Here is a 26,961-nt window from a genome sequence, read left to right as displayed (position 1 = left end):
CTGTCCGGCACATCGTGAACCGGACGATCTCAAACCTTGGAGGTGGCGGTGGCGTCAAGGACGCTGGCCGTCTGGGAGCACCGGAAGGTCGTCGGCCTCCTGGTCCGGCGCGACCTGAAGGTCAAGTACCAGCAGTCCGTGCTGGGGTACGCCTGGACGATGTTGGAACCCCTCGCCCTGACGTTGGTGTACTACTTCGTCTTCGGTCTCGTACTCGAGGCCGACCGCGGCATACCCGAGGAGGCCAAGCCCTACGGCGGCTACGTCCTCTTCCTCGTCGCCGGCATTCTGCCCTGGACGACCTTCGGCGCGATCCTCGGCGAGGCGCCGAAGGCCATGCTCACGCATTCGAAGTTGATCACCACGATGAAGGTGCCCCGGGAGATCTTCCCGATGGCCACCGTGGGCACCAAGTTCGTCGAGTACCTGCTGACCTGGCCGGTCCTGCTCATCTTCGTGTTCGCCCTGGGCGGCCGTTTCACCTGGGAGGGCATGCTCGTCTGGCTGCCCCTGGCGATCGTGCTGACCTTCGCCTTCGGGTTGGGCGTCACCCTGTTCCTGGCCTCGGTCAACGTGTTGCTTCGCGATGTGGAACGACTGACACGTATCCTGACCCGAATCCTGTTCTACGGCTCGGCGATCCTCTTCCCGGCCTCGATGGTGCTCCACAGCGACGGAGTGCCCGGGTGGGCGAAGACGATCTATGAGCTCAACCCGCTTATGGGTATCTTCCAGATGCACCGCACCGTATGGTTCGCCGGGTTCGAGGAGTTGACCCCGAGCCCGCTCGCCGTGACCTCCGCGGTGGTCGGTTCCATCCTGATGCTCGCCATCGGATACTGGACGTTCCGTCGTCTGGAGATGTCCGTACTGAAGGAGTTGTGATGGCGTCCACCTACGAGGCCGCGGTCACCGGCGGTCCGGTCATCGAGGCCAAGGGGCTCGGCGTGAAGTTCGCCGTGAACCGTCGCCGCAAGCGCAGCCTGCGTGAGATGTTCATCCACGGCAACAAGCGCGACCCCAACGCCGAGGGCAACGAGTTCTGGCCGCTGCGCGACGTGTCCTTCGAGATCGCCAAGGGCGACTGCGTCGGCATCGTCGGCAAGAACGGCACGGGCAAGTCCACCCTGCTCAAGATGATCGCCGGGGTGCTCATCCCCGACGAGGGCACGGTCGAGGTCCGGGGCAAGGTGGCGCCTCTGCTGGAGCTGCGCGCCGGGTTCAACGACAATCTGACCGGACGCGAGAACGTGTACCTGGTCGGTTCCCTGCACGGCATGAGCGAGAAGCAGATCGACGAGCGCTTCGACGAGATCGTCGACTTCGCCGAGGTCAAGCCGAAGTTCATCGACACCCCGGTCCGGCACTACTCCAGCGGGATGAAGGTACGCCTGGGCTTCGCCCTCATCTCGCAGCTGGAGCACCCGATCATGCTGGTCGACGAGGTGCTCGCGGTGGGCGACAAGGCCTTCAAGCGCAAGTGCTACGAGGCCATCGACCGGATGCTCGCCAACGAGCGCACCATGGTGCTGGTCTCGCACAACGAACGGGACCTGAAGCGCTTCTGCAACCGGGGTCTGTACATCAAGGGCGGCGAGCTCGCCCTGGACACCGACATCGACTCGGCCCTGGCCGCCTACAACGCGGACACCAAGGTGGAGATCGAGGAGCGCAAGAAGAAGGACGAGGCGAAGAAGAAGCGCGCCGAGGAGAAGGCGAAGAAGGTCGAGTCCGAGCAGAAGGCCGTCGAGGCCGACGCCGAGGACAAGGCCGAGAAGAAGGACGAGAAGGGCGAGGGCAAGGACGGGGGCCGGGCGGCCTGACCGGATCCACCCTTCACGACCTGCGGCGAGAGCGCACCACGGCATGTTCCGGAGGTGCGTTCTTCGCTGTTCGGACCTGTCTGAAACCGCTTTCCACGTGCGAAAAGGGCGTAACGGCGGCCTTGAGCGTGTCGGTGATGGATTGTGTACAGACGGTGGGTGACGGTGACTCTCAGTTGACATCGGGAGGGCACGGACATGGCCGAGGGAACCGTGGCGCGGGCGACCGCGAGGATCATCGAGCGAAGGCACGTCACCCGGTCGGGGGTGACCCGTGTCAGCCTCGTCGCCTCGGTCGCCGCCGCGGTCTGGTTCAGCCGGGCCGACCCCACCGGGGCCGTCCTCGGATCCCTGTTCCTCGCGCTGATCCTCGCCTGTGACGCGGTCCGCTCCCGGATGCGCTCCGACCGCCGGGACGCCCTCACGCTGTGGACCGTGTCCATGGCCTCCCAACTTCGGGAGTACGTGGTCTACGTCGGACTGGCCTTCGGAGCCGCCGCGGCCGGCCACGCCAGCGCCTGGGGATGGGCGGCCGGCGCCCTGATCGCCCTGGCTCTGCGCAACGCGCTCCTGGTGGCCTTCGCGGCCCCGCCCGCGAGTTCGGCGTCGCCCGCCCTCTTCGTGCCCGCCCAGCGACGTTCTGAGGCCGTTCGGCCACCCGGGGTGCCCAGGCCCCGCCCCGCCGGGGTCCCCGAGCCCTCGCTGCCGCTGCCGCTCCTGGTCCGTCGGGTCATGGCCTTCGGGCAGCCGACCCGCTTCCTCGTCATCGCGGTGGCCACCACGCTGTGGGACGCCAGGATCGCCTTCGTCAGCCTCATCGTGGGCTGCGCCGTGGCGATCACCGGAGAACTCGTCGATCCCTCCTCGCGCGGGGAGGGCCGATGAACGGAAGACCGGTGAACGGCTTCGGGACCGGAGAAGGCGTGAACGGCCATGACGTGCCCCGGGCGCGGGAGAGGCTCGTGCCCGCCGTACCGGATCTGCGTCACCTGCGTGATGACGGTCATATCGCCCGGCTGTGGGGGAGGGTCGCCCCGGGGATCGCTCCGCCGCTGCTCACGGCGGTGGCCGGAGCCCTCGTCGTCGCCGTCCTGTTGGCGGCGGACCGCGGACAGCTCACAGGCATTACCCTGTTCGCACCGGTCGCTGCCCTGCTACTGTCCGGTGCGGCCTCGGGCCATCCCCACGACGGACGGTTCGACCTGTTCGTGCCGCCCGTCCTGCGTGTCACCGAATACGGCTACCTGGCGGTGCTGGGTTCGGCGTCCGGCGTACCCGGTCCTATGGTGTTCGTACTCTTGGTGACGATCGTCTGTCACCATCGCGACGACGTCGCGCGGCCCGCGGTCGGTGTGGATCGACCCCTCGGGGTACGCCACGCGGCGCTCGGGTGGGACGGCCGGATGCTCGTCATCGCGGTCGGGGGCGCGTTTTCCGCTCTCACCGCCGCCTACGGCATACTCGCCGGATACCTGGTGGTCCTGATGGTGCGCGAGTGCGTGCGCACCTGGAGCGCGACACCGGTGTCCGACGTGCGGACCCGACCCGCCACCCCCGGCGGGGCGGACCCGGGGGATCGGTCGATCCCCCACGACGGAGACGGGGGCCAATCGGCCTCCGGAACGAACGGGGAGGCGTGAGCGCCTCCTCGACCTAAGGAGGAACTCGCCCTCATGCTCGGAATGGTTCTCGCCGCAGGCGCGGGGCGCCGTCTGCGTCCCTACACCGACAGCCTCCCCAAGGCCCTGGTGCCCGTCGACGGCGAGACGACCATCATGGACATCTCGCTGCGCAACCTGGCGGCGGCCGGGCTCACCGACGTCGTCGTCGTGGTCGGCTACTGCGCCCAGGCGGTCGAGGAGCGCAAGGAGGCCCTGGAGGAGCGCCACGGCGTCAAGATCACCCTCAGCTACAACGACAAGGCCGAGGAGTGGAACAACGCCTACTCCCTGTGGACCGCGCGTGAGTTCTTCTCCGAGGGCGTCCTCCTGGTCAACGGCGACACCGTTCACCCCGTGAGTGTCGAGGAAACGCTACTCGCCGCCAGGGGACCGGAACTCCTCCTCGCGGTGGACAACGTGAAAAACCTCGCCGACGAGGAGATGAAGGTGACCCTCGACGAGGACGGCCACCTCCAGAACATCACCAAGCTGATGGACCCGGCCACCGCCGCCGGCGAGTACATCGGCGCCACCCTCATCGAGAGCTCGCTCGACTCCCGTCTGGCCGACGCCCTGAAGGCCACCTGGGAGCGCGACCCGCAGCTCTACTACGAGGACGGCTACCAGGAGCTGGTCCGCCGCGGCGAGAAGATCGCCGTCGCCCCCATCGGCAAGGTGGACTGGGTCGAGGTCGACGACCACGACGACCTGGCCAAGGCGAGGGAGATCGCGTGCCGCTACTAGCCCGAATGCTCCCCTCGCCCCTGGCGATCGACGTGCGCCGCGGCGCCATCTCCTCGCTGGGAACGGTGCTGGCCGACCGCCGCATCGCCACCGAGGGACGTATCGCCGTGGCCGTGGGCCCGGGTCAGGGGGCGCAGATCGCCGCCGACCTGGACCTGCCCCAGTGCGAGGTCTTCCAGGTCGAGGAGGGCACCGTCGACGCGGCGACCGAGCTCGGCAAGAAGCTGCGCTCGGGCGCCTACGAGGCCGTGGCCGGCATCGGCGGCGGCAAGACCATCGACGTCACCAAGTTCGCCGCGACGATGGCGGGCATCCCCATGGTGGCGGTGGCCACGAACCTGGCCCACGACGGCATCGCCTCTCCCGTCAGCTCCCTGGAGCACGAGGGCGGCAAGCCGTCGATCGGCGTGACCATGCCCATCGCGGTGGTCATCGACGTCGACTACGTCCAGGCGGCCCCCTCGCGTCTGGTCCGTTCCGGGATCGGCGACGTGGTCAGCAACATCTCGGCGATCGAGGACTGGGAACTCGCCGGGAGGGTGAACGACGAGCCGGTCGACGGCATGGCGGTCACCTTCGCGCGCGTGGCGGCCGAGGCGGTCCTGCACCGCCCCGACTCCATCGAGTCCGACGGTTTCCTCAAGGTGCTGGCCGAAGGGCTGGTGCTGTCCGGGATGGCCATGTCGGTCGCCGGTTCCAGCCGGCCCGCCAGTGGCGCCTGCCACGAGGTCCTGCACGCGGTGACCCAGCTGTACCCGGGGGCGGCCAACCACGGCGAGCTCGCGGGTCTGGGCTCCCTGTACGCGTCGTTCCTGCGCGTACGGCACCTGGACTGGCCTCAGGCCCGGCTGGACGAGATCCGTTCCTGCCTGCTCCGCCACGAACTGCCCATCGTCCCCTCCGACGTCGGTCTCGACGAGGCCTCGTTCGCGAAGGCGGTGGCGCACGCCCCGGACACCCGTCCGGGACGGTTCACCATCCTTGAACACCTGAACCTCTCCGAGGCCGAGATCGGGCGGAGTGTCGCGGACTATGTCGAAGCCGTCGGTCGCTGAGGTCCGCGCGGGAGGTCAGCCCGCGGGGATCAAGGAGCGCGTCAACGAGGAGCACTGGGCGGGTCGTCTCTACATGAGGGACATCTCCCCGTACCTGTCCACGCTCTTCGTGCGGCTGCGGGTCCCCCCGAACCCCATCACCTACCTGATGATGGTGTTCGGGGTGCTCGCCGGCGTCGTCGTCGCCTTCGGTGGACTGTGGTCGGCGATCCTGGCCGCGGTGATGGTGCAGATCTACCTGCTGTTGGACTGCTCCGACGGCGAGGTGGCCCGTTACACGGGGCGCACCAGCGTGGCCGGGATCTACCTCGACCGGATCGGTCACTACGTGTCCGAGGTCGCCCTCCTCGTCGGTCTGGGCATCCGCGCCCAGGGAGAGTTCGAGGCGGGCGGCTGGGTCGTCCTCGGTATGGCGGCCGCGCTCGGCGTCGTGCTGATCAAGGCCGAGACCGACAACGTGGTCGTGGCCCGTGCCAAGGCCGGGCTGCCCGAGAAGATCACCGAGGAGGCCATGCGGCCCAAGTCCTCGGGGTTGAGTCTGGCCCGTCGTCTGGCCTCGGCGCTCAAGGTGCACCGCCTCATCCAGGCGGTCGAGCTGTCCCTGATCGTGGTGGTGGCGGCCGTGGCCGACCTCTTCCTCGGGGATCTGCTCGCCACCCGGATCCTGGTGGTGGCCTGCGCGGCGGTGGCCGTCCTGATGAGCTTCGCCCACTTCGTGAGCGTGCTCGCCTCCCGACGCCTCGAATAACGCGTCGATGACGCTCCGGTGACGTTACGGGGCCGTGGACGGTACCCGGTCCACGGCTCCGTACACTCCACTTTTATCCTTTCGTTAGTCTGTTTCTGCGAACGTTGACATGTGTCCACCTGTCAGCCGCACGTCGTCCATTGAACGGTTCGCGATCATGGCCACACCAGTGATTCCGCCCTCGCAGGGCTCCGTCTCGTCCACCGACTCCGGTACGTCCAGGGCGCGGGACCCCCGAGCGCAGGAACGGAGCGGTCCTCAGGTGCCCGGTAAACCCACTCTGTCCTGTGTCCTGCTGACCATGGGCACCCGCCCCGCCGAGCTGCGCAGGGCGATCACGAGCGTGTTCGAGCAGGAGGGCGCCGACGTCGAGGTCATCGTCGTCGGTAACGGCGCCGACCTTCCGGAGCTGCCGGAGAACGTCGTGACGGTGCGGCTGCCGGAGAACCTCGGCATCCCGGAGGGACGCAACCACGGGGTGCGGGCGGCCCACGGCGACGTGATCCTGTTCCTGGACGACGACGGCTGGTACCGCTCCATGGACCTGGCCCGGCACGTGCGCGACCGTTTCGCCGAGGAGCCGAGGCTGGGCGCCCTCTCGTTCCGTATCGCCGACCCCGACGGCGGCCCCGACCAGCGTCGACACGTCCCCCGCCTGCGTGTGGGCGACTCCCGCAGGTCGAGTGTGGTCACCACGTTCCTGGGCGGGGCGTGCGCCATCCGTCGCACCGCCTTCGAGGAGGGCGGCGGTCTTCCCGGCGAGTTCTTCTACGCCCACGAGGAGACCGACCTGGCCTGGCGGATCATGGACGCCGGCTACACCATCGAGTACGACGCCGACGCCGTGATGTACCACCCCGCGGTGGCGCCGACCCGACACGAGAACTTCTACCGGCTCAACGCCCGCAACCGGGTGTGGCTGGCCCGCCGTAACCTGCCCTGGCCGCTGGCCTTCGCCTACCTGGGCACCTGGGTGGGGCTCACGGTCCTGCGCGAACGCGACAAGGAGTCGTTGAAGGCCTGGTTCGGCGGCTTCCGCGAGGGCTGGCGCGAGGACGCCGGCCGTCGCACGCCGATCGGCTGGCGTACCGCCTGGCGGATGACCCGGGCCGGCCGGCCGCCGATCATCTGAGCATCGCACCGTCCTTCCCGAGGAGGCCGTTCCGGGCGCCCACTCGGGACGGAGGGGTCCCCTCGGGCCCTGACGGTTCATCCCATGCGTGAGGAAGGGGGCGGGCGCCGTACGGCGCCCGCCCCCTTCGTGTGCTCTTCCGAGAGATCAGATCTCGGTGACGACCTCGTCGTAGTCGAGGCGGGGGAGACGGTCGAACCAGGCGTCGGGGCCGGGCTTGCCGATGTTCATGACGACGATCGGACGCTGCTTGGAGTCCTCGCCGAAGAGCTCCTTGCGCAGGCCCTCGGCGTCGAAGCCGGTCATCGGGCCGGCGGCCAGGCCGGCGGCGCGCACGCCCACGATCAGGTAGGCGACCTGGAGGAAGGCGTTCTGGAGGGCCATGGACTCGCGGGCCTCGACCGGCATGCCGGCGAAGTTGTCGCGGGCGTCCGGGGCGACCGGGAAGGTCTTGGGGAAGTGCTCGTGGAAGTCGCTGTCGGCGGACAGGACCAGGGCCAGGGGAGCGGTGGAGGTCTTGGGACCGTTGTTGCCCTGCATGTGGCGGACCAGACGCTCACGGGCCTCGGGGGAACGCACGACGGTGACGCGCAGCGGCTGGTTGTTCATGGCCGTGGGGCCGAACTTGACGAGGTCGTAGATCGCGCGGAGCTGCTCGTCGGTCACCGGCTCGTCCGTGAAGGAGTTGGCGGTGCGGGCGCTGCGGAACAGAAGGTCCTGGGCGTTCTTGTCGAGGGCCAGGGTGTCGGTCATGATCGAAAACCTCGTTGTGCTCTTGAACGTGGGAAGTCTCGCCCGAGGGCGACGAGCAGCACAACCTAGTTTGCTAGGAAGATATTTCTGCAACCGACCATATGTGACGTCATTCACTAAGGGCGGTGCGCGGATGCCGCCGGTGCTGACGAGGTACGAGCCCCGGCACGATGGTCGGGGTGGTGGGCTCGGGGCGCTCATCGGAGACCTTGGGCCCCCCGGCCTCGGCCACCCACTCCTCCAACTGCTTCACGAACAGCCGGGCCTGGACCGGCCAGTGGAAGGACCTCTGCGCGATCCGGTGGCCGGTGCGCGCGTACTCGCGGCGGACCCGCTCGTCCCGGCGCAGCTCCAGCACCGCCTCCGCCGCGGCCTCCGGGTCGCCGAAGGGCACCACGGTCCCGGAACGACCCTCGGGACGACGGGTCACCAGGGCCTCGGCCATCGGGTTCGGGGTGGTCACCACCGGAAGCCCGTGCGCCATGTACTCCACGACCTTGGTCGGCAGGGAGTGCCGGTAGTTGTCGGTGTCGTGGAGCAGGCTGATCCCGGCCAGGGCGCCCGCGGTCATCCGCAGCGCGCGGTCGTTGGGCACGAACCCGTACCAGTGCAGGGCGTTCTCCTGGTGGGCCTCGCGCAGAAGCGGTCGGATCGCCCCGTCGGCGTTGCCGATGATCTCCAGACGCACGCCGTGCTCGCGCAGCCGACGTCCCATCTCCACCATCTCGAGGGCGCCGCGGGCCTCGGACACGTGGCCCAGGTAGACGACGCGCTCGTCGCCGGGAGGGCGCAGCGGGGCGTCGGGGACCTCGGTGGTGTTGGGGACCACCGGGTGGTTCCCGCGGAAGCGGGGGCGGTATCCCTCCTCGGCCAGGAGCAGACGCATCCGACGCTCGGCCCTGCGTTCGAAGCCCCGGACGACCCGACCGAGCGGGCGGCGCAGCGGTCCGGGGATCCAGGGCTTGGTGAGCAGGGCGGCCGGGGTGTCCTCGTGCACGTCCCAGACGGTCACGGGGCGTTTGGAGGGGAGGGCGAGCAGGAGCTCGGGGTCGTGGAAGAGCAGCAGGTCGGCCTGGGGCGCCAGCGCCGCGAGGGCGGACCTGGCGGCGCGCAGTGAGGAGAGTCGGTCACGCCCCTGGGCACGCGGTACGTCGACGGAGCGGACCCGGTCCCAGGGGGTCACCCCGCACTCCCGGAACGGGGCGACGTAGGTGACGGTGTGTCCTGCGTCCACCAGGGCACGGATCTGGCGGTGCAGGATCCTGGCGTCCTCCGGGTGGTGCACGATCGTGGCCACAAGCGCGTGCATGAAGATCACCTACGTGTGTCACCGATTTGTACCGACTACAGCGATGATCCGCCGTTTAGCGGCGATATTCGCTGTACGACACGGTATTCACCTGGGGAAACGCACGGAGGACACCCGGATGGACTCCGGGGGTGGTTCCGGTGAACCTTCGGTCGGCGGGTGGTGAACACACGAAGGCACGCCGTCGAACGCCATGGGCGTTCAGAGCGGCGTGCCCTGGTGAACGGCTCTGTTCTACAACACCTGAAGACCTTCGCGCTGGATTCGCCGGCGCTCCTGTGTCGGCACCCCGGCGGCGATCGCGGTCTCCTCCGGCTCGGAGCGGCGCAGGACGCCCCGGGTGTCCAGGAGCAGTCGCGCGTACTCGCTCAGCAGCTTGGGCCGGTAGTCGCTGTGGTCCGTGAGCAGGATGGTCAGGTCGGCCTCGGCCAGGGCCTGCTCCAGGTCGGTGGAGCGGGGCACGTCGACGCCGTCCACCTGCCAGGACTCCACGTGCGGGTCGTGGTAGGTGAGCGTGGCGCCCTTGGCGGCCAGCTTGCGGGCGACCGGACGCGCGGGCGACTCACGCTGGTCGGCGATGTCGGCCTTGTAGGTCACGCCCAGCAGCAGGACCTTGGAGCGCGACAGGGCGAGCCCGGAGTCGTTGAGCAGCTCCTGGGCCCGCTGCATGACGTAGGACGGCATCCGCCCGTTGATCTCCTGGGCCAGCTCGACGAACCGGAACGGGTAGCCGAGGGTCTTGACCTTGTAGGAGAGGTAGTTCGGGTCGATCGGGATGCAGTGACCGCCCACGCCCGGGCCCGGGTAGAAGGCCTGGAAGCCGAACGGCTTGGTGGCCGCCGCGGCGATGGAGTCCCACAGGTCCACGCCCAGCTCCTGGCAGAAGATGGCCATCTCGTTGACCAGGGCGATGTTGACGTGCCGGTAGGTGTTCTCGAGGAGCTTGGCCATCTCGGCCTCGCGGGTGCCCCGGGCGCGGACGACCGTCTCCACGAACCGTCCGTAGAAGGAGGCCGCGGCCTCTCCGCACGCCTCGGTGAGGCCGCCGACGACCTTGGGCGTGTTGGCGACGCCGAAGGTCGGGTTGCCCGGGTCGATGCGCTCGGGCGAGAAGGCCAGGTGGAAGTCGGACCCCGCGACCAGGCCCGATTCCTCCAACAGCGGGCGGACGACCTCGTCGGTGGTGCCCGGGTAGGTGGTGGACTCCAGGATCACCAGGGTGCCCGGGGTCAGGTGGGCGGCGATGGCCTTGGCGGCCGAGGTGACCGCGCCCAGGTCCGGGCCGCCCTCCGCGGACAGCGGGGTGGGCACACAGATGACGATGGTGCGCGCCGTGGCCAGGCACGCGGGATCCGTGGTCGCGCTGAACCCCTGGTCCAGCATCATGGCCACGTCGTCCGAGGACAGGTCGTCGACGTGCGAGATCGCCTGGTTGAGCCCGTCGACCACACGGTCGCTGACGTCGAAGCCGGTCACTCTCAGCCCCGAGGACACGGCCTCGGCGGCCAAGGGTAGACCGACGTAACCGAGCCCGAGGACGACGAGATCGGTCGCCGAGCCGTTGTTCTGCTCGGGGACAGTGGCTGGGTTGTTGGCTGCGGCATCCACTTCGTGGTCACACTCGCATTCATTTCGTGAACGGGCGCACATATTCGAGGACTGCCATTCGGAGTGATGGACGTCCGAGTGTAGGCAGCTGTTGTCCACGGTTACGGGATCTGGCCTGGTCCGGACATTTTTCGAATGAGAACCCGATACGCCTGGTTGTAGCGGTATGCGGCTTCAGTCCATGTGCGCTTCGCGCCTACACGGTCCTGACCTGCTCGTCCATAGGACGTCCGCTTTTGCCGACTGTAGGCGAGTTTTGTGATGACATCAGCTAGACGTGCCGATTCGCCCGCCGGAATTAACTCTCCTGTCACCCCTGGTTCCACGATCTCTCTAAGAGCAGGAAGATCACTGGCAACAACGGGAAGTCCTCCCGCCATGGCCTCCACGGGTTTCAAAGGCGTCACCAGACGGCAGACCCGTTCATCTCGGCGAGGGACGACGAACACGTCGAGCGCCGCGTGATGGTGACGGACCCGATCGGCCGGGACCCGCCCGGTGAAGTGCGCGGCGCCCTCAAGGCCGAGCCGGTCGGCCAGGGAGCGCAGGGCCGGCAGTTCGGGCCCGTCGCCGACGATCAGGGCGTGCGCCGACCCGCCCTGTTCGCGCAGGAGCGCCACCGCCTCCAAGAGCACGTCCAGCCCCTCGTACCCGAAGCAGCTCGTGGTGGTCCCCACCACGAACTCCTCGGCCCCGATGCCCAGGCCCTCGCGGACCTCGGAACCCGAGGGCAACGGGTCCAGGAAGGAGGCGTCGACGGCGTTGGGCACGACCAGCAGCCGCTCCGAGGGGACCCCGCGGTCCTCGATGTCGGCGCGCATGGCCTCGCCCAGGGTGACCACCAGATCGGCGGCGAGCATGCACTCGGTCTCACTGGCGCGTTCGGCCTTGTAGAAGGCGTCGTCCACGCTCCGGGAGGGATCCCTGGACAGCCACGACTCCTCCAGGAATCCCCGCACCTCGTAGACCACGGGCAGGTCGTACCGGCGTCCCAGCTCCAGGGCCAGCCGCGCGTTGTGGTGGTTGCTCGCCGCGTGCAGGACGTCCGGGCGCACCTCCTCCACCAGCCGTGAGGCCAACCGCAGCCCGACCCGCAGCTCCTCGGCGGGATCGGCCGGGGCGGTCCAGGACAGCAGTCGGTGGTAGGTCACACCGTCGATCTCCACCCGGGTCCGCGGATCCGGAACGCCCTTGGTGAGCGGGTAGCCGACCCGGGTGACCACGTGCACGTCCATGCCCGCCTCACGCTGGGCCACCGCGATCTTGTGCGTGCGCTGGGTGTACCCGGCGTTGGTGTGCGGCAGGGCGTTGGTGACCAGGTGCAGGACCCGGGGGGCGTCCTCCGCGAGGGCCGGTCGCCGAGCGTTCACCGTGTCGTCAGGCCGCGTTGGCGCATCGCGGGTTAACGTGATCCCGTGACGGTCAGGCGAAACGGACATGGACGCGGGGACGGCACGTCCCGTGGCCAGGGCCGTCCGGTGCTCGGCCGTACTCCGATGCGGACCCGGTGGGATGCGTTCCACGAGTTCACGGGCGGTCTCGGAATCGCCGGCGGCCAAGGCCGCGGTGACCAGGCGCCCCAGTCCTCGGGGAGAACGGCGGGGCGCCGCGGCCAGCAGCGCCTCTCGGGCCTCCTCGCGTCGACCCTGGTCCCACAGGGAGTAGGCGCGTGGCAGGGCACCCGAGCGGGCGGCCACGGCGCGAACCGGACCACGCAGCGGACCCGGCATCAACCGGGCGGCCAACAGCGGCAGCCGGGCGGGGTCGGACCGCATGTGGTTCCAGGCCAGCGACGCGGTGAAGGTCACCGCCCGGGGCCACAGAGCGCGCGGACGAGACGGTCGGGGTTCGGGAGTCTGGGTGTCTTGCACGGTCAGTCACACAACCACGTGGACGTGACCAGGTGGTGACACCACGGCGACATGGGCGGGACAGATGGGGCAAAGAAGCCCGCCACTCGAACGGATCGTCCCGTATGTTCCCGATGTCCGCCTCGGAGACGCCCCCTCCGAGCCACCGACACCACAGCCAACGTGAACACCAGCAGAAGGAAACAACCGTGGCAACGAGTGCCCCCCCAGGCAGTGAGGACACCGCGATCGCGCACGTGGTCGGCGCCCGTCCCAACTTCGTCAAGGCCGCCCCGGTCGTCTCCGCCCTGCGCGGTCGAGGCGCGCACCAGCGGGTCGTGCACACCGGACAGCACTACGACGACCGCATGTCCGCCGTCTTCTTCCGGGACCTGGGCCTGCCCACCCCCGACGTCGATCTCGGCGTCGGATCGGGCTCGCACGCCTCCCAGACCGCCGCGCTCATGGTCGGTCTGGAACGCGAGTTCGTCGAGAACCCGCCCGGAGCCGTGGTGGTCTACGGCGACGTCAACTCGACCGTCGCCGCGGCCCTGGTCGCCGCCAAGCTCGGCATCCCGGTCGCGCACGTCGAGGCGGGGCTGCGCTCCTTCGACGACACCATGCCGGAGGAGATCAACCGCAAGGTCACCGACCGGCTCAGCGACCTGTGCTTCGCGACCAGCCCGGAGGCCGTCGGCCACCTCGCCGGCGAGGGCATCGACCCGAGCCGCGTGCACCTCGTCGGCAACCCGATGATCGACACCCTTCTGGGCAACCTCGACCGCTTCGACGCCGACGCGCTGCGCGCACGACTCGATCTGCCCGAACGCTACGTGGCGGCCACCCTGCACCGGCCGGCCAACGTCGACGACCCCGACAGCGTCGCCCGCCTGACCGGACGCCTGCACGAGATCGCCGACATCGTCGACGTCGTCATGCCCGTGCACCCGCGCGGCAAGGCCTCCTTCGACCGGGCCGGTCTCGGCGACCACCCGCGCGTACGCCTCCTCGAACCGCTCGGCTACCTCGACTTCGTCGCCCTCACCCGGGGCGCCGAGGCCGTGGTCACCGACTCCGGCGGCGTCCAGGAGGAGACCACGATCCTCGGCGTCCCCTGCCTGACCCTGCGCCCCAACACCGAACGGCCGATCACCATCACCCACGGCACCAACCGGCTCGTCACCGAGGCCGACCTGCTCGCCACGCTCGACAAGGTCCTCGACGGCCACGTCGGCGAACGCCTCGGAGACACCCCGCCGCTGTGGGACGGACGGTCCGGTGAGCGCATCGCCTCGGTCCTCACGCAGTGGTCCAGGTGAGAGAAGCCATGCAGCCCTCCCACGCGCACCCCGGGGGTCCCGAACGGTCCGCCGTCCGGTCGACCCCGGGCCTTCGCACCCGTCCCGGCACACGTCGGACGGCGTTCCCGCCGAACCAGGGTGCCGCGCACCCGAGGGGCGACAGGGCCGTCCGACCCGAGCACAAGGTGGCAGACCGTGAAACGGCGTGAACAGAGCCAGACCGAACAGCTTCGGCAAGCCCTGGCCGAACGCGAGGCCCAGCTTCAGGAGGCCCAGGCCCGCCTGGCGGCGCTGGAAGGGTCCACCTCCCTCCAAGTGGGGCGGGCTCTCACCGCGGCGGCCAAACGACCGGGCCGCTCCCTGGTCCGCCTGCCGCGCGACCTCTACCGCCTATGGCGCCGCAGCGGTACCACCAACCACGCCGAACGCCGCCGGGTCGAACCGGTCCGCTCCTTCGACGCCGAACGCCAGGAGGCCCGCCTCCTCACCGGCCTCGGAGGAGGCGGCACCGACCGTCTGGTCGCCGCGACCGTCGTGGGACCCGAGGTCCAGAAGGCCATCGACCCCTATCTGAGCTCGGTGGTGCTGCGCCCGCACGACGCGCAGATCGTCATGGACGCCGTCGACGTCGACCTTCTCCTGGTCTCGTCCTCGGCCGCCGCCCCCGGTTCCTCGTGGGCGCACGTGGGCGACCCGGCCGCCGTCGACCGCACCCGGGCCCTGCACTGGGTCCTGGAGTCCGCCGGCTCCCGAGGCATCCCCACCGTCCTCCTCGACGACGGGACCGCCCCGCCCGCACTGCGCAGGCTCGGCTTCGACCGCGTGTACAAGGGCGACGCCGGGGTGCCCCTGCACCTGTTCAACCCGGTCGCGGCCGAGCTCGCCCTCGGCCCCGAGGCGGTCTACGTCCGCACCGGCCCGGACACCGTCGTCCCCGACGTGCTCCTCGAACTCGGCGTGGGCGTGATCGACGTGGACTCGCCCGGACTGGCCGACGCCCTGCGCGCCGCGAACGTCGCGGTGATCCCCGAATCCACCCCCGGCGAGGCCGCCCTGCGGCGCCGGGCCTGGGCCTGCGGCACCCGGGTGGTCTCCCACCCGGCCGTCCCCGCCCCCGAGAGCGAGGACCTGACCGTCAGCGTTCCCCGACTGCGTTCGCTCGGCCCCACGCCGCGCGAGGTACGGACCATGCTCCGCCAGGTCTTCCTGGAGGAGGCCACCCCGGTCCGCCTGGCCACGCTCCTGGAGGGCCTCGACTTCTCCGAGGGGACCCCCGGCACCGAACTCCCGCTCAGCGGGCGTGGCGTCGCGGTCCTGGCCGACCCGGGCTCCGCGGAGGAGGCCGATCGACTCGCCGAGGACCTGCTCTCCTCGCGCCTGCGACCGGCCGAGGTCGTCGTCCCCGACACCGCGGGCCGGCTGCCCGGCCTTCAACGGCTGCGGGCGGAGGGCGTCACCGTCCTCACGGTCCACCTCTCGGCGCCCGACACCCCGGAGGAGCTGGAACGGGAGGCCGGCACCACCGGACCGGGCGGCCTGGCCCCCGGGCAGTGGGCCGCCCTGGCCGAACGCGCCACCAGACCTTGGGCCTACCTGTGGACCGGAACGATCGGCGGACACCGTCTGGTCGACCTCGTCTGCGCGGCCGAGTGCTCCGGCGCCGACGCCGTCGGGATCCCCGACACCGCCGAACACGGAACCGAACCGGACGGGGGCGGGGAACGCGGCTTCTTCGACCGGAACACCGGGGTCCGACAGTACGTGTTCGTCACCGGGATCGAGCCCGAGCTGGCCCGCACCGACCTGCTCCGGAAGTCCTGGCACCCACGAGAATGGAACCGGCGCGGCACCCGGCTCCTGGCCCTGGGACCGGACCACGGGACGGGGCCCGACGGCGACGACGAGGGTTCCACCCACGTCGACGCCTCCACGGGGGCCGTGGGTTGACCCCCGTCCGTTCGTCACCCGCCGCCACCCTCGACGGACGCCCGCGGCGCGGTGACTCCCGTCCGTCGCCCGGCGGCGACGGCTCCGGCGCGGCGAACTCTCCCGCATGGGCCACCCACCAGCATCCGAAGGGAAGAACGTGAGCACAGTTCCTCCGCGCGCACTCTTGTACGGCGACGTGGACCTCAACATCATCGACGGTTCGGCGATCTGGGCGCAGTCGATGGCCCAGGCCCTGGCCGCGGCAGGTTGCGAGGTCACCTTGCTGTTGAAGGCGCCGGTGCGCACCGACCGGCTCACGGCGCCCTTGAAGAAGGTCCCCGGGGTCCGACTGGTCCGTCCCTACGAGGACCGTATGCTCTCTGACCTCGGTCCCCGGGGGATCACCCCCGAGCAGGCCGTGGAGCTGGCGGGACGACTGCACGCCCGTAAGCCCTTCGACCTGGTGGTCGTCCGGGGCCGTCGGGTCGCCGGTCTGGCCGCCCAGGAGGAGGCCCTGTCCGGACGTCTGTGGACCTACCTCACCGACTTCCCGCACAGCGTCGACGAACTGACCGCCACGGCCACCGCCGAACTCACCGAGATCGCCCTGGCCTCCCGCTTCCTGCTCTGCCAGACCGAGGAACTGCGGGCGTTCCTGGAGACCACGGTCCCCGCCGCGTGCGGACGTTCGGTGCTCTTCCCCCCGGTCGTGGTGGTGCCCCCGGGCGTCTCCGCCGACGGACAGGTGCACGCCCGCACCCGCCTGACCTACACGGGCAAGTTCGCCCCGCGCTGGAACACCCTGGAGATGACCGGGCTGCCCGAGGAGCTCTCCCGTCTGGGAGTCGACTCGGAACTGGTGATGATCGGCGACAAGATCCACGCCGAACCCGCCGACTGGGCCAAACGGATGCGCAAGGCCCTGGAGGGCACGCCCAACGTGGACTGGCGCGGCGGTATGGCCCGCGCCGAGGCGCTGCGCCAGTCGGCCGAGTGCGACTTCGGGCTCTCCTGGCGCGACCCGGACATGGACGCGAGCCTGGAGCTGTCCACCAAGGTCCTGGAGCTGGGCGCGCTCGGCCTACCGGTGGTGCTCAACCGGACCCCCATGCACGAGGCGATGCTCGGTGAGGACTACCCGCTCTTCGCGGGGGAGGACACCGCCTCGGTGGCCGCCGTGATCGCCCGCGCCTACAACGACCGCGCCGTGTACGCCGACGCGGCGGAACGCTGCCGGACGGCCGCCGCCGACCACGCCCTGGAGCGGGCCGCCGAACGACTGCGCGGCCACCTGGCCGAGGCCCTGCCGGCCGCCCCCGAGGGCACCGACCCCGAACTGCCGTTGAAGGTGGTCATCGCCGGCCACGACCTGAAGTTCTTCACCCGCCTCGCCGAGTACCTCGACTCGCTGCCCGGTCTGGACGTGCGCATCGACGAGTGGGAGGGACTGAGCACCCACGACCAGTACCGTTCCCGCGAACTCGCCGCCTGGGCGGACGTGGTCATCTGTGAGTGGTGCGGCCCCAACGCCCTCTTCTACGCCAAGTGGAAGCGGCCCGAGCAGCGCCTGATCGTCCGCCTGCACCGTTTCGAGCTGTACGCGGAGTGGCCGCGCCGCCTGGACGTGTCCAAGGTCGACGCCGTGGTGTGCGTGAGCCCCCACTACGCGGACCTGACCCGCGAGATCACCGGCTGGCCCGCCGAGAAGGTGGTGGTCCTGCCCAACTGGGTGGACGATCGCCAACTGGACCGTCCCAAGCTGGCGGGGGCCGAGTACTCGCTGGGCATGATCGGTATCGCGCCCTCCCGCAAACGCCTGGACCGAGGCCTGGACGTGCTCGCCGAGCTGCGACGTCTGGACCCGCGCTACACGATGTCGGTCAAGACCAAGCAGCCCTGGGAGTACTGGTGGATCTGGAACCGTCCTGAGGAGCGGACCTACTTCGAACGGGTCTACCGGAGGATCCAGCGCGACGAGTCGCTCGCCTCAGGGGTGATCTTCGACCCCTTCGGCCCCGACGTGGCCACCTGGCTGCGCCGGGTCGGTTTCATGCTCTCCACCAGCGACGACGAGTCCTTCCACCTGGCGCCCGCCGAATGCGCGGCCTCCGGGGGAGTGCCGGCTCTGCTGCCGTGGCCCGGTTCGGACACCATCTACGACCCGCACTGGATCCACGACGATCCGGTGGCGATGGCCGAGGCGATCCACGCGACGGTCTCCGAGGGCCGGTTCGCCGAGGAGAGCGAACGCGCCCGCGCCGAGGTGACCTCGGTCTACGGCCTGGAGCGGGTGCGTTCCCTCTGGAGCGACCTGGTCGTCCAGGGCCGGCTTCCCGAACAGGCCCCCTCCACCGCCCACGCCACCACCGGAGGCTGACCCTCGCCCCTGGGCCGAAGAGGCCCAGGGGTCGGTGCACGTGGTCTCCTACCCGCACCCCCTGGGGTCGCTGTACGCGGTCTCCTGTCCCGGCCACGGGGGGTTGCCCGTTCGGGCGCCGGGAGTGTTCTGCAAGACGAGTCAAGCCGCCAGCGAGGAACGAGCCAGGCGTAGACGAGGATGAAGAACGCTCCCTCCCTTGGCGCCCGAACACGCGCCGAAGCGCCAGCGGAGGCGCAAAGCAAACACTCTCGGGCCCCAGCCCCAGCAGGGTTGAACGGGCCCGCGGTCTCCTACCTCGACCCCCTGTGGTGTCACGGTCACCCGACCTCCTACCTCCCCCCGGGGCACTCGAAGCACCGGCGGAGGCACACCCCTAGACAGGCCCCGTCATCTTCGACAGGCCGCCGGCTCCGGCGGGCAGGAAGAGCGCGAAGGTGGTGGGCCTGGTCTGGACGAGTTCGATGCGGGCGCCTTCGGATTCGGCGATGTGGCGGGCGAGCGCCAGGCCGAGGCCGGTGCCTCCGCCGCCGCTGACCTCGCGTTCGAAGATGCGTCCGGAGAGGTGTTCGGGCACGCCCTCACCTTCGTCGCTGACCTCTATGCGGACGGACTGTCCGGTGTCGAGGCGGCGGATGGTGACGGTCCCGGCGCCGTGTTTGTAGGCGTTCTCGACGAGGGTCGCCAGGATCTGGGCGAGGTCGGCGGGGACGGTCATGGCGGTCAGGCCGGGGTCGCCGGTCACCAGGAGCCTGCGTTGTTCCTGCTGGAAGACGGGGGACCATTCGGCCTGGAGATGGTTGAGGACGGGGTCGAGGGCGACGGCCTCGACCTCGGGGTTCTGGCTCTTGCGGGCGCGGCCGAGCAGGCTTTCGACGGTCTCGGTGAGGCGTTCGGCCTGGGCGAGGGCCGCTTCTCCCTCTTCGCGTACGACCTCGGGGTTGCGGGCCTCGGCGATGATCTCCTCCAACCGCATGGTGAGCGCGGTCAGCGGGGTGCGCAGTTGGTGGGAGGCGTCGGTGGCGAAGTGGCGTTCGGTGGCGATGAGGCCTGCGATGCGTTCGGCGCTGCGGTCCAGGACCTCGGCGACGCGGTCGGCCTCCGGTATGCCGTAGCGGTGGCCCCAGGGCGTGGTGACGCCGGAGCCGAGACGTTCGGCGGTGGCCGCCAGGTCGACCAGGGGCAGGGTGAGCCTGCGGGCCTGGACCATGGACAGACCGACGGCGACGCCGATGGCCAGCAGAGACAGTGAGGCGATGCCGAGCCAGGCCCGGATGACGCTCTCCTGAAGTGATTCGGAGTCGGTCCACACTTCGACGGTGGTGCCCGCCTCGGTGGTCGCCGAGCCCCGGATCAGCCCGGGGGAGTCCGCGGCGCGAGGATTGAGCCTCGGGTCTCCGGCCGTGAGCACGGTGGAACCGTCGGCGGTGGTGATCCGCACGTAACGGTCCTTGTACTCCCGGTCGATCGAGGTCAGGTCGACCTCGTCGTCCCGCTCGAGCATGTTGTCGATCTCGAAGCCGAGCAGCTCCGCCTCGCCCTCGATCTGGCGGCTGTTCTCGTCGTGCACCAGTTTGTAGGTGAGCGCACCCAGCGGCAGTCCGAGCAGCATGACGGCGATGACGGTCACCACCAGGGTGGAGAAAACCATCCGCCTGCGCATGTCACCTCACGTCCGTCCGACCCGGGCGAGGTCGACCGGGGAACGCGTCGAACCCAAGGTCGTGTCAGTCTCGTTCGAACCGGAAGCCGACGCCCCTGACGGTCGTGATGTAGGACGGCTGGTTGGCGTCGTCGCCGAGTTTGCGGCGCAGCCACGAGATGTGCATGTCGAGGGTCTTGGTCGACCCCCACCAGTTGGTGTCCCACACCTCGCGCATGATCTGTTCCCTGGTGACCACCTTGCCCGCGTCGCGTACGAGGACGCGGAGCAGGTCGAACTCCTTGGTGGTGAGCTGGAGTTCACGGTCGCCGAGCCAGGCTCTACGAGAGTCGTTGTCGATGCGGACCCCGTGGACGACGGGGACCTCGGCTCCTCCGCGACGCAGCAGGGCGCGGACGCGGGCGAGGAGCTCGGCGAGCCGGAAGGGCTTGGTGACGTAGTCGTCGGCACCGGCGTCCAGGCCGACGACGGTGTCGACCTCGTCGGCGCGGGCGGTGAGGATGAGGATCGGCGTTCCGTGTCCTTCGGCGCGGAGACGACGTGCCACCTCCAGACCGTCCATCTCGGGCAGGCCGAGGTCCAGGACCATGAGGTCGATGTCTCCGGCGCGGGCGCGGTCGAGTGTCTCAACGCCGTTGACGGTCACGTCCACCGTGTAGCCCTCGCGGCGTAGCGCACGCGCGAGAGGCTCGGAGATCGAGACATCGTCTTCGGCCAGCAAAACGCAGGTCATGGAGCCGATCGTAGGTCCAGGGTGGCGCATTTCCCTATTATGCGCGCCGGATGGCCCAAGGTTGACCGAAAATACGCTAATCACATAACGGTCAAATAGGTTAATCGGCTACGTAGATTCTTTTCTTTGGACTTTCTTGGTGTGGTCGGGGAGGAACTCCGATGACGAAGAGTACCGCGCGCACGAAAAGAAGCACGGAACACGGAAAGGGGCCGACGCCCGTCATGGACGTCGGCCCCTCGATCCCGGATCACCGGATCCTCGTTCAGCCCCTGCGGGGCACGACCTCGAAGGTCAGCGGACCCGCCAACACCTCACCGGTGTCGGTCAGCAGGTAGGCCCGGTGCTCGCCCGTGCCCAGCCCGCGGGTGTTCGTCACGGCACGGCCCTCGGACTTGTGGGCCTTGATCTCCGCGAAGGGGGCGTCGACCCCCGGCTCGTCACCGCCGCGGAAGATCGCCACGACGTTCCCGGCGTCCGGGGCGTCGGTCGTGTAGCGCAGGTGCATCGCGATGCCGTCGCGGACCGGGGTCCGGTCCAGCTCCAGCGTGGAGGAGGGGTCGCCGCCCTCGCCTCCGTCGTCACCGGGGACGGTGGCCTCGTCGCCCACCACGATGCGGCCGGAACCGCCCTCGGGGTAGTCCTCGGCACCGATCCGGCCCTCCAGGGTCTCGGTGACGAACAGCTCCAGGGCGCCCTGGTAGTTGGAGCCCACCACGGTGTAGTCGGCGCCGCGGAACGGGTACATGTCGCCGCCCCGCGCGGAGAAGTCGTTGGTGGCGATGGTGATGGGGTCGCCCTCCACGACCTCGCCGTCCTCGACCAGCACGGTCCCGTCGTGCAGGATCACGTTGCGCACGCGCTCGCCCGGGGTGAGGACGGTGCCCTCCTCGTCGACCACCTGCGCGGTGCGCTCGGGGTCGTAGGCGAAGTTGACCCCGCCGACCTGCATGAACCCGCCGTTGGCCGCCGGCGCGGCCACCACGCTCTGCTCCAGCAGTTCCTTGACCTGGGAGCGGGGGATGTCCGGGACCACCGCGACCTGGTTGGCGAACGGGGCGATGGAGTAGGTGTCCAGCACGGTGATCGGACCGGACGGGATGAGCGACGCGTTGCGGATGCCGCCACCGTTCTGGATACCGATCTGCGGCTCGGGAACCCCGTACTCGGCGGCGTTGCGCGCGCCTGTGTCCAGCAGGGCGTCGGCCATCAGGTTCCCCAGGTTGGTCTCCTGGGTGCGCACGCCGGGGGACTGGCGGCCTTCGAGGTCGACCTCGCTCTGAGCGATCTCGGTCTCGGCGAGTTCGTTCACGTGGTCGGCCACGGGGCCGGAGACGCGCTCCTCGATCTCCGGGTGCGGGGTGACGGAGCCGTCCACCACGACCGGACCGGAACGGTCGCCGACGGAGACCAGGTTCCCCTCGGCGTCGAAGTTGATGACGAGACGGCCCACGTACTTGTAGTTGGAGCCGGCCGTCACGATCGGGACGTCGACCCCGTCGGGGTTCTGGGCCACCAGCGGATAGGTGAGCGGCTCACCGGTCCCGGGGTGGGTGTTCACCGAGTCGCCGGGCACGAGGACGTCGTCCTCGGAGCCCATCACCTCGTGGCCGCCGCCCGCGACGATGGCGTCGACGTCGGTCAGCTCACGGGCGACCCGCTCCTCGTAGGTGATGTTCTGGAGGTGGGAGATCATGATGATCTTGTCCACCCCCTCCTCGGTGAGGCGGTCGACCTCGGCCTGCACCGGGCCGACGACCTCGTCCACGACCACGTCGCGGGAGCTGGTGATGGTGGCCAGCGGCGGGTAGAGGGCGCCGACGATGCCCACCTGCTCGCCATTGGCGTCCACGACGGTGCTCGGGGCGATCCTGCCGGAGGCCTCGTGCGCGGCCAGCCCGGGCTCGGCGGACACGTCCACGTTGGCGGCGACCACGGTGGTGTTCTCGGACAGTTCACCGATGAAGTCGGCGTACAGGTCGGGGCCGAAGTCGAACTCGTGGTTGCCCATGGAGATCGCGTCGTAGCCGACGTAGGAGGCGCCGATCGCGTCGTAGAAGGGGGCGTCCTCCTCCAGGGAGGCGGCGAGCTCCGGGCCGGGCAGGTACATGTCACCGGAGTTGACGGTGACCACGCCGCGGTTCTCGGACTCGCCGGCCTCGGCGTCGACGCCGGCGTTCTCGTCCTCTCGCAGCTCTTGGACGAGGGTGCCGAACCGGGCGGCTCCGCCGTATTCCGGATCGGCGGGGGCACCCAGCAGCGCCGACTCGGGGTCGTTCGCGTGCAGGACGGTGAGGGTGAAGGCCGCCTCGTCGGAGGCGTTCATGGGTTCGGCCGCGGCGGCCGGCGCTAGGGGCACCACCAGCGCGCCGCTCAGGAACAGTGCGCCGGAGGCACGCACGAGTCTGGACATGTCCGCTGTTACTCCTTCGGGGGATCGTGCGGGGGAACTGTCGGGGGCACCGCCGGGGTGAACGGGGGCGGAGCCTGTTCACCCTAGGCGTGGTCGGGTGTTGAGGCACGGACCAGGGGGTTACGATTTGCAGAATCTCCCGGCGTTCGAAGGACGACCGCCCCGCACGGGTCGTCCGAGGTCACCGTCCGCCGCGGCCGGTCGCCCCGGGTGACCGGACCGGGGCGCGATCCCGTACCGATCGTCGGGAGCCCGTGGCCGTCGCACCGGCGCGCCTCTACCATGGTGGGGACCGTCGGCTCGCTCATCCCTCGGAGGACGTCCGTGTTTTCCTCTGGCCAGGACCCGTACGACCCGAATCGGGGCGGGGTCCCCTCGCCGCGCGGGATGTCGGACTTCAACGCACGCTTCGAGGCCATGGGCCCCGACGCCCCCATGCCCGCGAAGGTCGTGACGACCCGCATGCTGATGTACATCGGCGGCGCGTGCGGTGTCCTGCTCTCCCTCATCTTCCTGCTGCCCCTGGCGTTCCCGACCGACATGATGGCCCAGGCCCTGGACGAGCAGACCGCCCTCATGGCCGAGGAGGGGGTGGAGATGGTCATGGACGTCGAGACGATGCGCGCCCTGATGGCCGTCTACGCGCTCGTCACCGGCCTGTACGGCGTGGCCTCCCTCATGCTGGGTCGGCGGCTGGCCCGCCGGACCGTCGGCGCTTACTGGGGCGTCGTGGTGTTCCAGGGGCTGGCCGGCCTGTTCCTGCTGTGGAACGTCCTCGGCGGCGGGCTCCTCATGCTCGTCCCGCTGGGCTTCACCTGCTGGATGCTGGCCAACATGTTCTCCAAGGAGGGGCGCGCCCACTACGGGCTCCTCTGACGTCGTCCCGATCGTCGTCGACCTCTGGCACTCTCGGAGGAGACGACGATCGTCGGCGAGGGAGGACGGATGACACCGGAACGGTTCATCGACGTGGCCCTGTGGTTCCCCGAGACGGAGGAGAGCGAACCCTTCGGCCCCGGGCCCCTGGTCTACAAGATCGCCCGGCAGAGGATGTTCGCGCTGCTCATGCCGGGTGACGAGGACCGGCCGGCCGTGGTCAACCTCAAGTGCGACCCGGAGACGGCGCTGGAACTACGGGCCCTCTTCCCGGCCGTCACCCCCGGGTGGCACATGAACAAGCGGCACTGGAACTCCGTGCGGCTGGACGGGACCGTCCCCGACGACGAGTTCGTGGAGATGGTCGACCACTCCTACCGGAGCGTCGCCCGAGGCCTGCGTCGCGCCGACCGCGACCGGGTGCTCGGGGCCCTGGGAGACCGACTTCCGACGGACGACGCCGACGACCGAGAAAGGACGGCGACGCGCGGTGCCCACCCCATCCGAGACCTCTCCTCCCTTCAAACAGGCCGTGGTCCAGGGCGTCCTTGAACGCATCACCTACGCCAACGAGGAGACCGGGTACACCGTCGCCAAGGTCGACACCGGTCGGGGCTCCGACGACCTGCTCACCGTCGTCGGCTCACTCCTCGGGGTCCAGCCCGGCGAGGCACTGAGGCTGCGCGGCCGTTGGGGCTCCCACCCCCGGTACGGCCGCCAGTTCCAGGTCGACGACTACACCACCGTGCTGCCCGCCACGGTGCAGGGCATCCGCCGCTATCTCGGATCCGGCCTGATCAAGGGCATCGGACCCAAGATGGCCGAACGGATCGTCGGCCACTTCGGAACCGACGCCCTGGACGTCATCGAGGAGGACCCCGCCCGGCTGATCGAGGTTCCGGGGTTGGGCCCCAAGCGCACCCGGCTCATCGCCGACGCGTGGGAGGAACAGAAGGCCATCAAGGAGGTCATGCTCTTCCTCCAAGGGGTTCAGGTCACCACCTCGCTGGCCGTGCGCATCTACAAGCAGTACGGCGACGCCTCGATCGAGGTCGTCCAGAAGGAGCCCTACCGGCTCGCCGACGACGTGTGGGGGATCGGCTTCAAGACCGCCGACACCATCGCCCAGGCGGTGGGCATCCCGCACGACAGCCCCGAGCGGGTCATGGCCGGGATCCGGTTCACCCTGTCCGAGTCGAGCAACGAGGGGCACTGCTTCCTGCCCGAGGAGCGGCTGATCTCCGCCGCCGTGAAGATCCTCCAGGTGGAGGCGGGGTTGGTGATCGAGTGCGTGGCCCGCCTCGTCGCCGACGAGGGGGTGGCCCGGGAGAACGTCCCCGGCCCCGAGGGGGAGCCGGTCCGGGCCGTCTACCTGCTGCCCTTCCATCGTGCCGAGATGGGTCTGGCCACCGGGCTGCGCACCCTGCTGGACACACCCGAGGAGCGCATGCCCGCCTTCGCCGACGTCGACTGGCCGGTGGCGCTGGACTGGCTCGACCGCCGCGCCGGTACCTCCCTCGCCGAGGCCCAGAAGGAGGCGGTCCGGGAGGCCCTGTCCCGGAAGGTGTGCGTGCTCACCGGCGGACCCGGCTGCGGCAAGTCCTTCACCGTCTCCTCCATCGTCACCATGGCGCGGGCCAAGGGCGCCGAGGTCATCCTGGCCGCGCCCACCGGTCGCGCCGCCAAGCGCCTCACCGAACTCACCGGACACGAGGCCTCCACCGTGCACCGGCTCCTGGAGCTGCGCCCGGGTGGTGAGGCCGCGCACGACCGGGACAACCCCCTCGACTGCGACCTACTGGTGGTCGACGAGGCCTCCATGCTCGACCTCATCCTGGCGAACAAGCTGGTCAAGGCGGTCCCGCCGGGAGCCCACCTGTTGCTGGTGGGGGACGTCGACCAGCTCCCCTCGGTCGGCGCCGGGCAGGTCCTCCGCGACCTTCTGGAGGAGGGGTCGCCGATCCCCAGCGTGCGGTTGACCCACGTCTTCCGGCAGGCCCAACAGTCCGGGGTGGTCACCAACGCGCACCGGATCAACCAGGGGGAGCCTCCCCACCTGCGGGGGATGGCCGACTTCTTCCTCTTCCCCTGTGAGGAGACGGAGGAGGCCGCGGAGATGACCGTCGACGTGGTCGCCCGCCGCATCCCCCGACGCTTCGGGCTCGACCCGCTCCGCGACGTCCAGGTGCTCACCCCGATGAAGGGCGGCCCCGCCGGTTCGGCCAACCTCAACTCCGCGCTCCAGGCCGCGCTCACCCCGCCGGGCGAACGTGTCGCCGAACGTCGGTTCGGCGGCCGGATCTTCCGGGTGGGCGACAAGGTCACCCAGATCCGCAACAACTACGAGAAGGGCCGCAACGGTGTCTTCAACGGCACCCTCGGGGTGGTCACCGGCCTCGATCCCGTCGCCCAGGAGGTGACGGTGCGCACCGACGAGGACGAGGAGATCGCCTACGACTTCGCCGAACTCGACGAGCTGGCCCACGCCTACTCCATCACCGTGCACCGTTCCCAGGGCAGCGAGTATCCGGCGGTCGTGATCCCCGTGACCACCAGCGCCTGGATGATGTTGCAGCGCAACCTGCTCTACACCGCCGTCACCCGGGCCAAGAGGCTGGTCGTGCTGGTGGGGTCCCGTCGTGCCCTGGCGCAGGCGGTGCGCAACGTCTCCTCGGGGCGTCGTCACACCGCGCTCGGCCATCGACTGCGTCTCTCCGGTTACTCGAGCGCCGATTCCCTCAACTGAGCGCCCATTGCGTGGGGAAAAGACCGTTTTCGTCCCTGAATAAGTTCGAAAACCTTCCCCGAACCACCCCCATGGGCTCATCCGGATGCATAGGCTCTCGAACAGTCACTCGTTCACCGGCGAGAAGCTTCCCGCGAGTGCTATCGAGGCCAACATGAGAAACGGCGCCCTTTCCTCCCCCCGGAGAGCGCCGACCCCCGGGCGCCGGCCGCAGAAGGCCGGCGCCCGGGGGTGTGTTTT

Annotated in this window: 21 protein-coding genes; 14 read left to right on the top strand and 7 right to left on the bottom strand. The window is 69.7% G+C overall.

The genetic code is table 11. The features are described from left to right. Positions 1 to 36: 36 nt before the first annotated feature. The 8 genes from TR33_RS11910 to TR33_RS11875 all read left to right on the top strand — a co-directional run bounded on the left by TR33_RS11910 (position 37) and on the right by TR33_RS11875 (position 7,163). A complete protein-coding gene (locus tag TR33_RS11910) occupies positions 37 to 885 on the top strand; it encodes an ABC transporter permease (RefSeq protein WP_042283126.1) in 849 nt (282 codons plus the stop codon). Continuing rightward, a complete protein-coding gene (locus TR33_RS11905; RefSeq protein WP_014909394.1) occupies positions 885 to 1,823 on the top strand; it encodes an ABC transporter ATP-binding protein in 939 nt (312 codons plus the stop codon). Before TR33_RS11910 ends, TR33_RS11905 begins: the two co-directional genes overlap by 1 nt. Positions 1,824 to 2,021: 198 nt before the next feature. Then, positions 2,022 to 2,708 carry a hypothetical protein gene (locus TR33_RS11900; protein WP_014913134.1) on the top strand — a complete coding sequence of 229 codons (687 nt, stop codon included), beginning with the start codon at positions 2,022 to 2,024 and terminating at the stop codon, positions 2,706 to 2,708. Next, positions 2,705 to 3,463, top strand: a complete 759-nt coding sequence (locus tag TR33_RS11895) for a DUF5941 domain-containing protein (protein WP_234305829.1) — start codon at positions 2,705 to 2,707, stop codon at positions 3,461 to 3,463. Before TR33_RS11900 ends, TR33_RS11895 begins: the two co-directional genes overlap by 4 nt. A 33-nt stretch (positions 3,464 to 3,496) precedes the next feature. Continuing rightward, complete coding sequence (locus TR33_RS11890; RefSeq protein WP_014908159.1) at positions 3,497 to 4,228, top strand: phosphocholine cytidylyltransferase family protein; 732 nt, start codon at positions 3,497 to 3,499, stop codon at positions 4,226 to 4,228. Between the two features lie 5 nt (positions 4,229 to 4,233). Continuing rightward, positions 4,234 to 5,283, top strand: a complete 1,050-nt coding sequence (locus TR33_RS11885) for an iron-containing alcohol dehydrogenase family protein (RefSeq protein ID WP_014909142.1) — start codon at positions 4,234 to 4,236, stop codon at positions 5,281 to 5,283. Continuing rightward, the gene (locus tag TR33_RS11880; protein ID WP_014912685.1) at positions 5,261 to 6,031 is read left to right on the top strand and encodes a CDP-alcohol phosphatidyltransferase family protein; all 771 of its coding nucleotides are present in this window, start codon (positions 5,261 to 5,263) and stop codon (positions 6,029 to 6,031) included. Before TR33_RS11885 ends, TR33_RS11880 begins: the two co-directional genes overlap by 23 nt. A gap of 301 nt (positions 6,032 to 6,332) precedes the next feature. After that, entirely contained in the window at positions 6,333 to 7,163 is an 831-nt protein-coding gene (locus TR33_RS11875; RefSeq protein WP_193789589.1) for a glycosyltransferase family 2 protein, read from the top strand. A 147-nt stretch (positions 7,164 to 7,310) separates the two neighbouring features. Here the strand turns inward: TR33_RS11875 and TR33_RS11870 are convergent, their stop codons facing one another. From TR33_RS11870 to TR33_RS11855, 4 genes are all read right to left on the bottom strand, one after another. Beyond that, the gene (locus TR33_RS11870) at positions 7,311 to 7,916 is read right to left on the bottom strand and encodes a malonic semialdehyde reductase (RefSeq protein WP_042283123.1); all 606 of its coding nucleotides are present in this window, start codon (positions 7,914 to 7,916) and stop codon (positions 7,311 to 7,313) included. A gap of 109 nt (positions 7,917 to 8,025) precedes the next feature. Next, positions 8,026 to 9,225 carry a glycosyltransferase gene (locus TR33_RS11865; RefSeq protein ID WP_042283236.1) on the bottom strand — a complete coding sequence of 400 codons (1,200 nt, stop codon included), beginning with the start codon at positions 9,223 to 9,225 and terminating at the stop codon, positions 8,026 to 8,028. 234 nt (positions 9,226 to 9,459) lie between these two features. Beyond that, the gene (locus TR33_RS11860) at positions 9,460 to 10,833 is read right to left on the bottom strand and encodes a nucleotide sugar dehydrogenase (RefSeq protein ID WP_042283121.1); all 1,374 of its coding nucleotides are present in this window, start codon (positions 10,831 to 10,833) and stop codon (positions 9,460 to 9,462) included. Between the two features lie 101 nt (positions 10,834 to 10,934). After that, positions 10,935 to 12,608 carry a glycosyltransferase family 4 protein gene (locus TR33_RS11855; protein ID WP_199806132.1) on the bottom strand — a complete coding sequence of 558 codons (1,674 nt, stop codon included), beginning with the start codon at positions 12,606 to 12,608 and terminating at the stop codon, positions 10,935 to 10,937. Positions 12,609 to 12,892: 284 nt separating this feature from the next. Here TR33_RS11855 and wecB point away from each other — a divergent pair, with 284 nt between their 5' ends. The 3 genes from wecB (at position 12,893) to TR33_RS11840 (ending at position 18,290) form a co-directional block, all read left to right on the top strand. Continuing rightward, positions 12,893 to 14,002 carry a non-hydrolyzing UDP-N-acetylglucosamine 2-epimerase gene (gene wecB, locus TR33_RS11850; RefSeq protein WP_014912035.1) on the top strand — a complete coding sequence of 370 codons (1,110 nt, stop codon included), beginning with the start codon at positions 12,893 to 12,895 and terminating at the stop codon, positions 14,000 to 14,002. Positions 14,003 to 14,179: 177 nt separating this feature from the next. After that, positions 14,180 to 15,931: a hypothetical protein gene (locus tag TR33_RS11845; protein ID WP_017533457.1), complete on the top strand. Its 1,752-nt coding sequence runs from the start codon at positions 14,180 to 14,182 to the stop codon at positions 15,929 to 15,931. Positions 15,932 to 16,097: 166 nt separating this feature from the next. Then, positions 16,098 to 18,290 (top strand): glycosyltransferase, encoded by a 2,193-nt coding sequence (locus TR33_RS11840; protein WP_042283118.1) that lies wholly within the window; start codon positions 16,098 to 16,100, stop codon positions 18,288 to 18,290. A 376-nt stretch (positions 18,291 to 18,666) separates the two neighbouring features. Here the strand turns inward: TR33_RS11840 and TR33_RS11835 are convergent, their stop codons facing one another. The 3 genes from TR33_RS11835 to TR33_RS11825 all read right to left on the bottom strand — a co-directional run bounded on the left by TR33_RS11835 (position 18,667) and on the right by TR33_RS11825 (position 23,099). Then, the gene (locus TR33_RS11835) at positions 18,667 to 19,953 is read right to left on the bottom strand and encodes a sensor histidine kinase (protein ID WP_026124799.1); all 1,287 of its coding nucleotides are present in this window, start codon (positions 19,951 to 19,953) and stop codon (positions 18,667 to 18,669) included. A 64-nt stretch (positions 19,954 to 20,017) separates the two neighbouring features. Continuing rightward, entirely contained in the window at positions 20,018 to 20,686 is a 669-nt protein-coding gene (locus TR33_RS11830; protein ID WP_014911258.1) for a response regulator transcription factor, read from the bottom strand. Positions 20,687 to 20,951: 265 nt separating this feature from the next. Further along, positions 20,952 to 23,099 carry a bifunctional metallophosphatase/5'-nucleotidase gene (locus TR33_RS11825; protein ID WP_042283116.1) on the bottom strand — a complete coding sequence of 716 codons (2,148 nt, stop codon included), beginning with the start codon at positions 23,097 to 23,099 and terminating at the stop codon, positions 20,952 to 20,954. A 324-nt stretch (positions 23,100 to 23,423) separates the two neighbouring features. Here TR33_RS11825 and TR33_RS11820 point away from each other — a divergent pair, with 324 nt between their 5' ends. The 3 genes from TR33_RS11820 to recD2 all read left to right on the top strand — a co-directional run bounded on the left by TR33_RS11820 (position 23,424) and on the right by recD2 (position 26,721). Continuing rightward, entirely contained in the window at positions 23,424 to 23,975 is a 552-nt protein-coding gene (locus TR33_RS11820; RefSeq protein ID WP_014909583.1) for a hypothetical protein, read from the top strand. A 69-nt stretch (positions 23,976 to 24,044) separates the two neighbouring features. Continuing rightward, positions 24,045 to 24,527 carry an MmcQ/YjbR family DNA-binding protein gene (locus TR33_RS11815; RefSeq protein WP_014911329.1) on the top strand — a complete coding sequence of 161 codons (483 nt, stop codon included), beginning with the start codon at positions 24,045 to 24,047 and terminating at the stop codon, positions 24,525 to 24,527. Beyond that, a complete protein-coding gene (gene recD2, locus TR33_RS11810; protein WP_187294526.1) occupies positions 24,466 to 26,721 on the top strand; it encodes an SF1B family DNA helicase RecD2 in 2,256 nt (751 codons plus the stop codon). Before TR33_RS11815 ends, recD2 begins: the two co-directional genes overlap by 62 nt. The last annotated feature ends 240 nt before the right edge of the window (positions 26,722 to 26,961 follow it).

Source organism: Nocardiopsis alba (assembly GCF_000710955.1).
GTDB lineage: Bacteria > Actinomycetota > Actinomycetes > Streptosporangiales > Streptosporangiaceae > Nocardiopsis > Nocardiopsis alba.
Note: the sequence above shows the minus strand (reverse complement) of the source record. Positions and strands in the feature narration are given on the sequence as shown.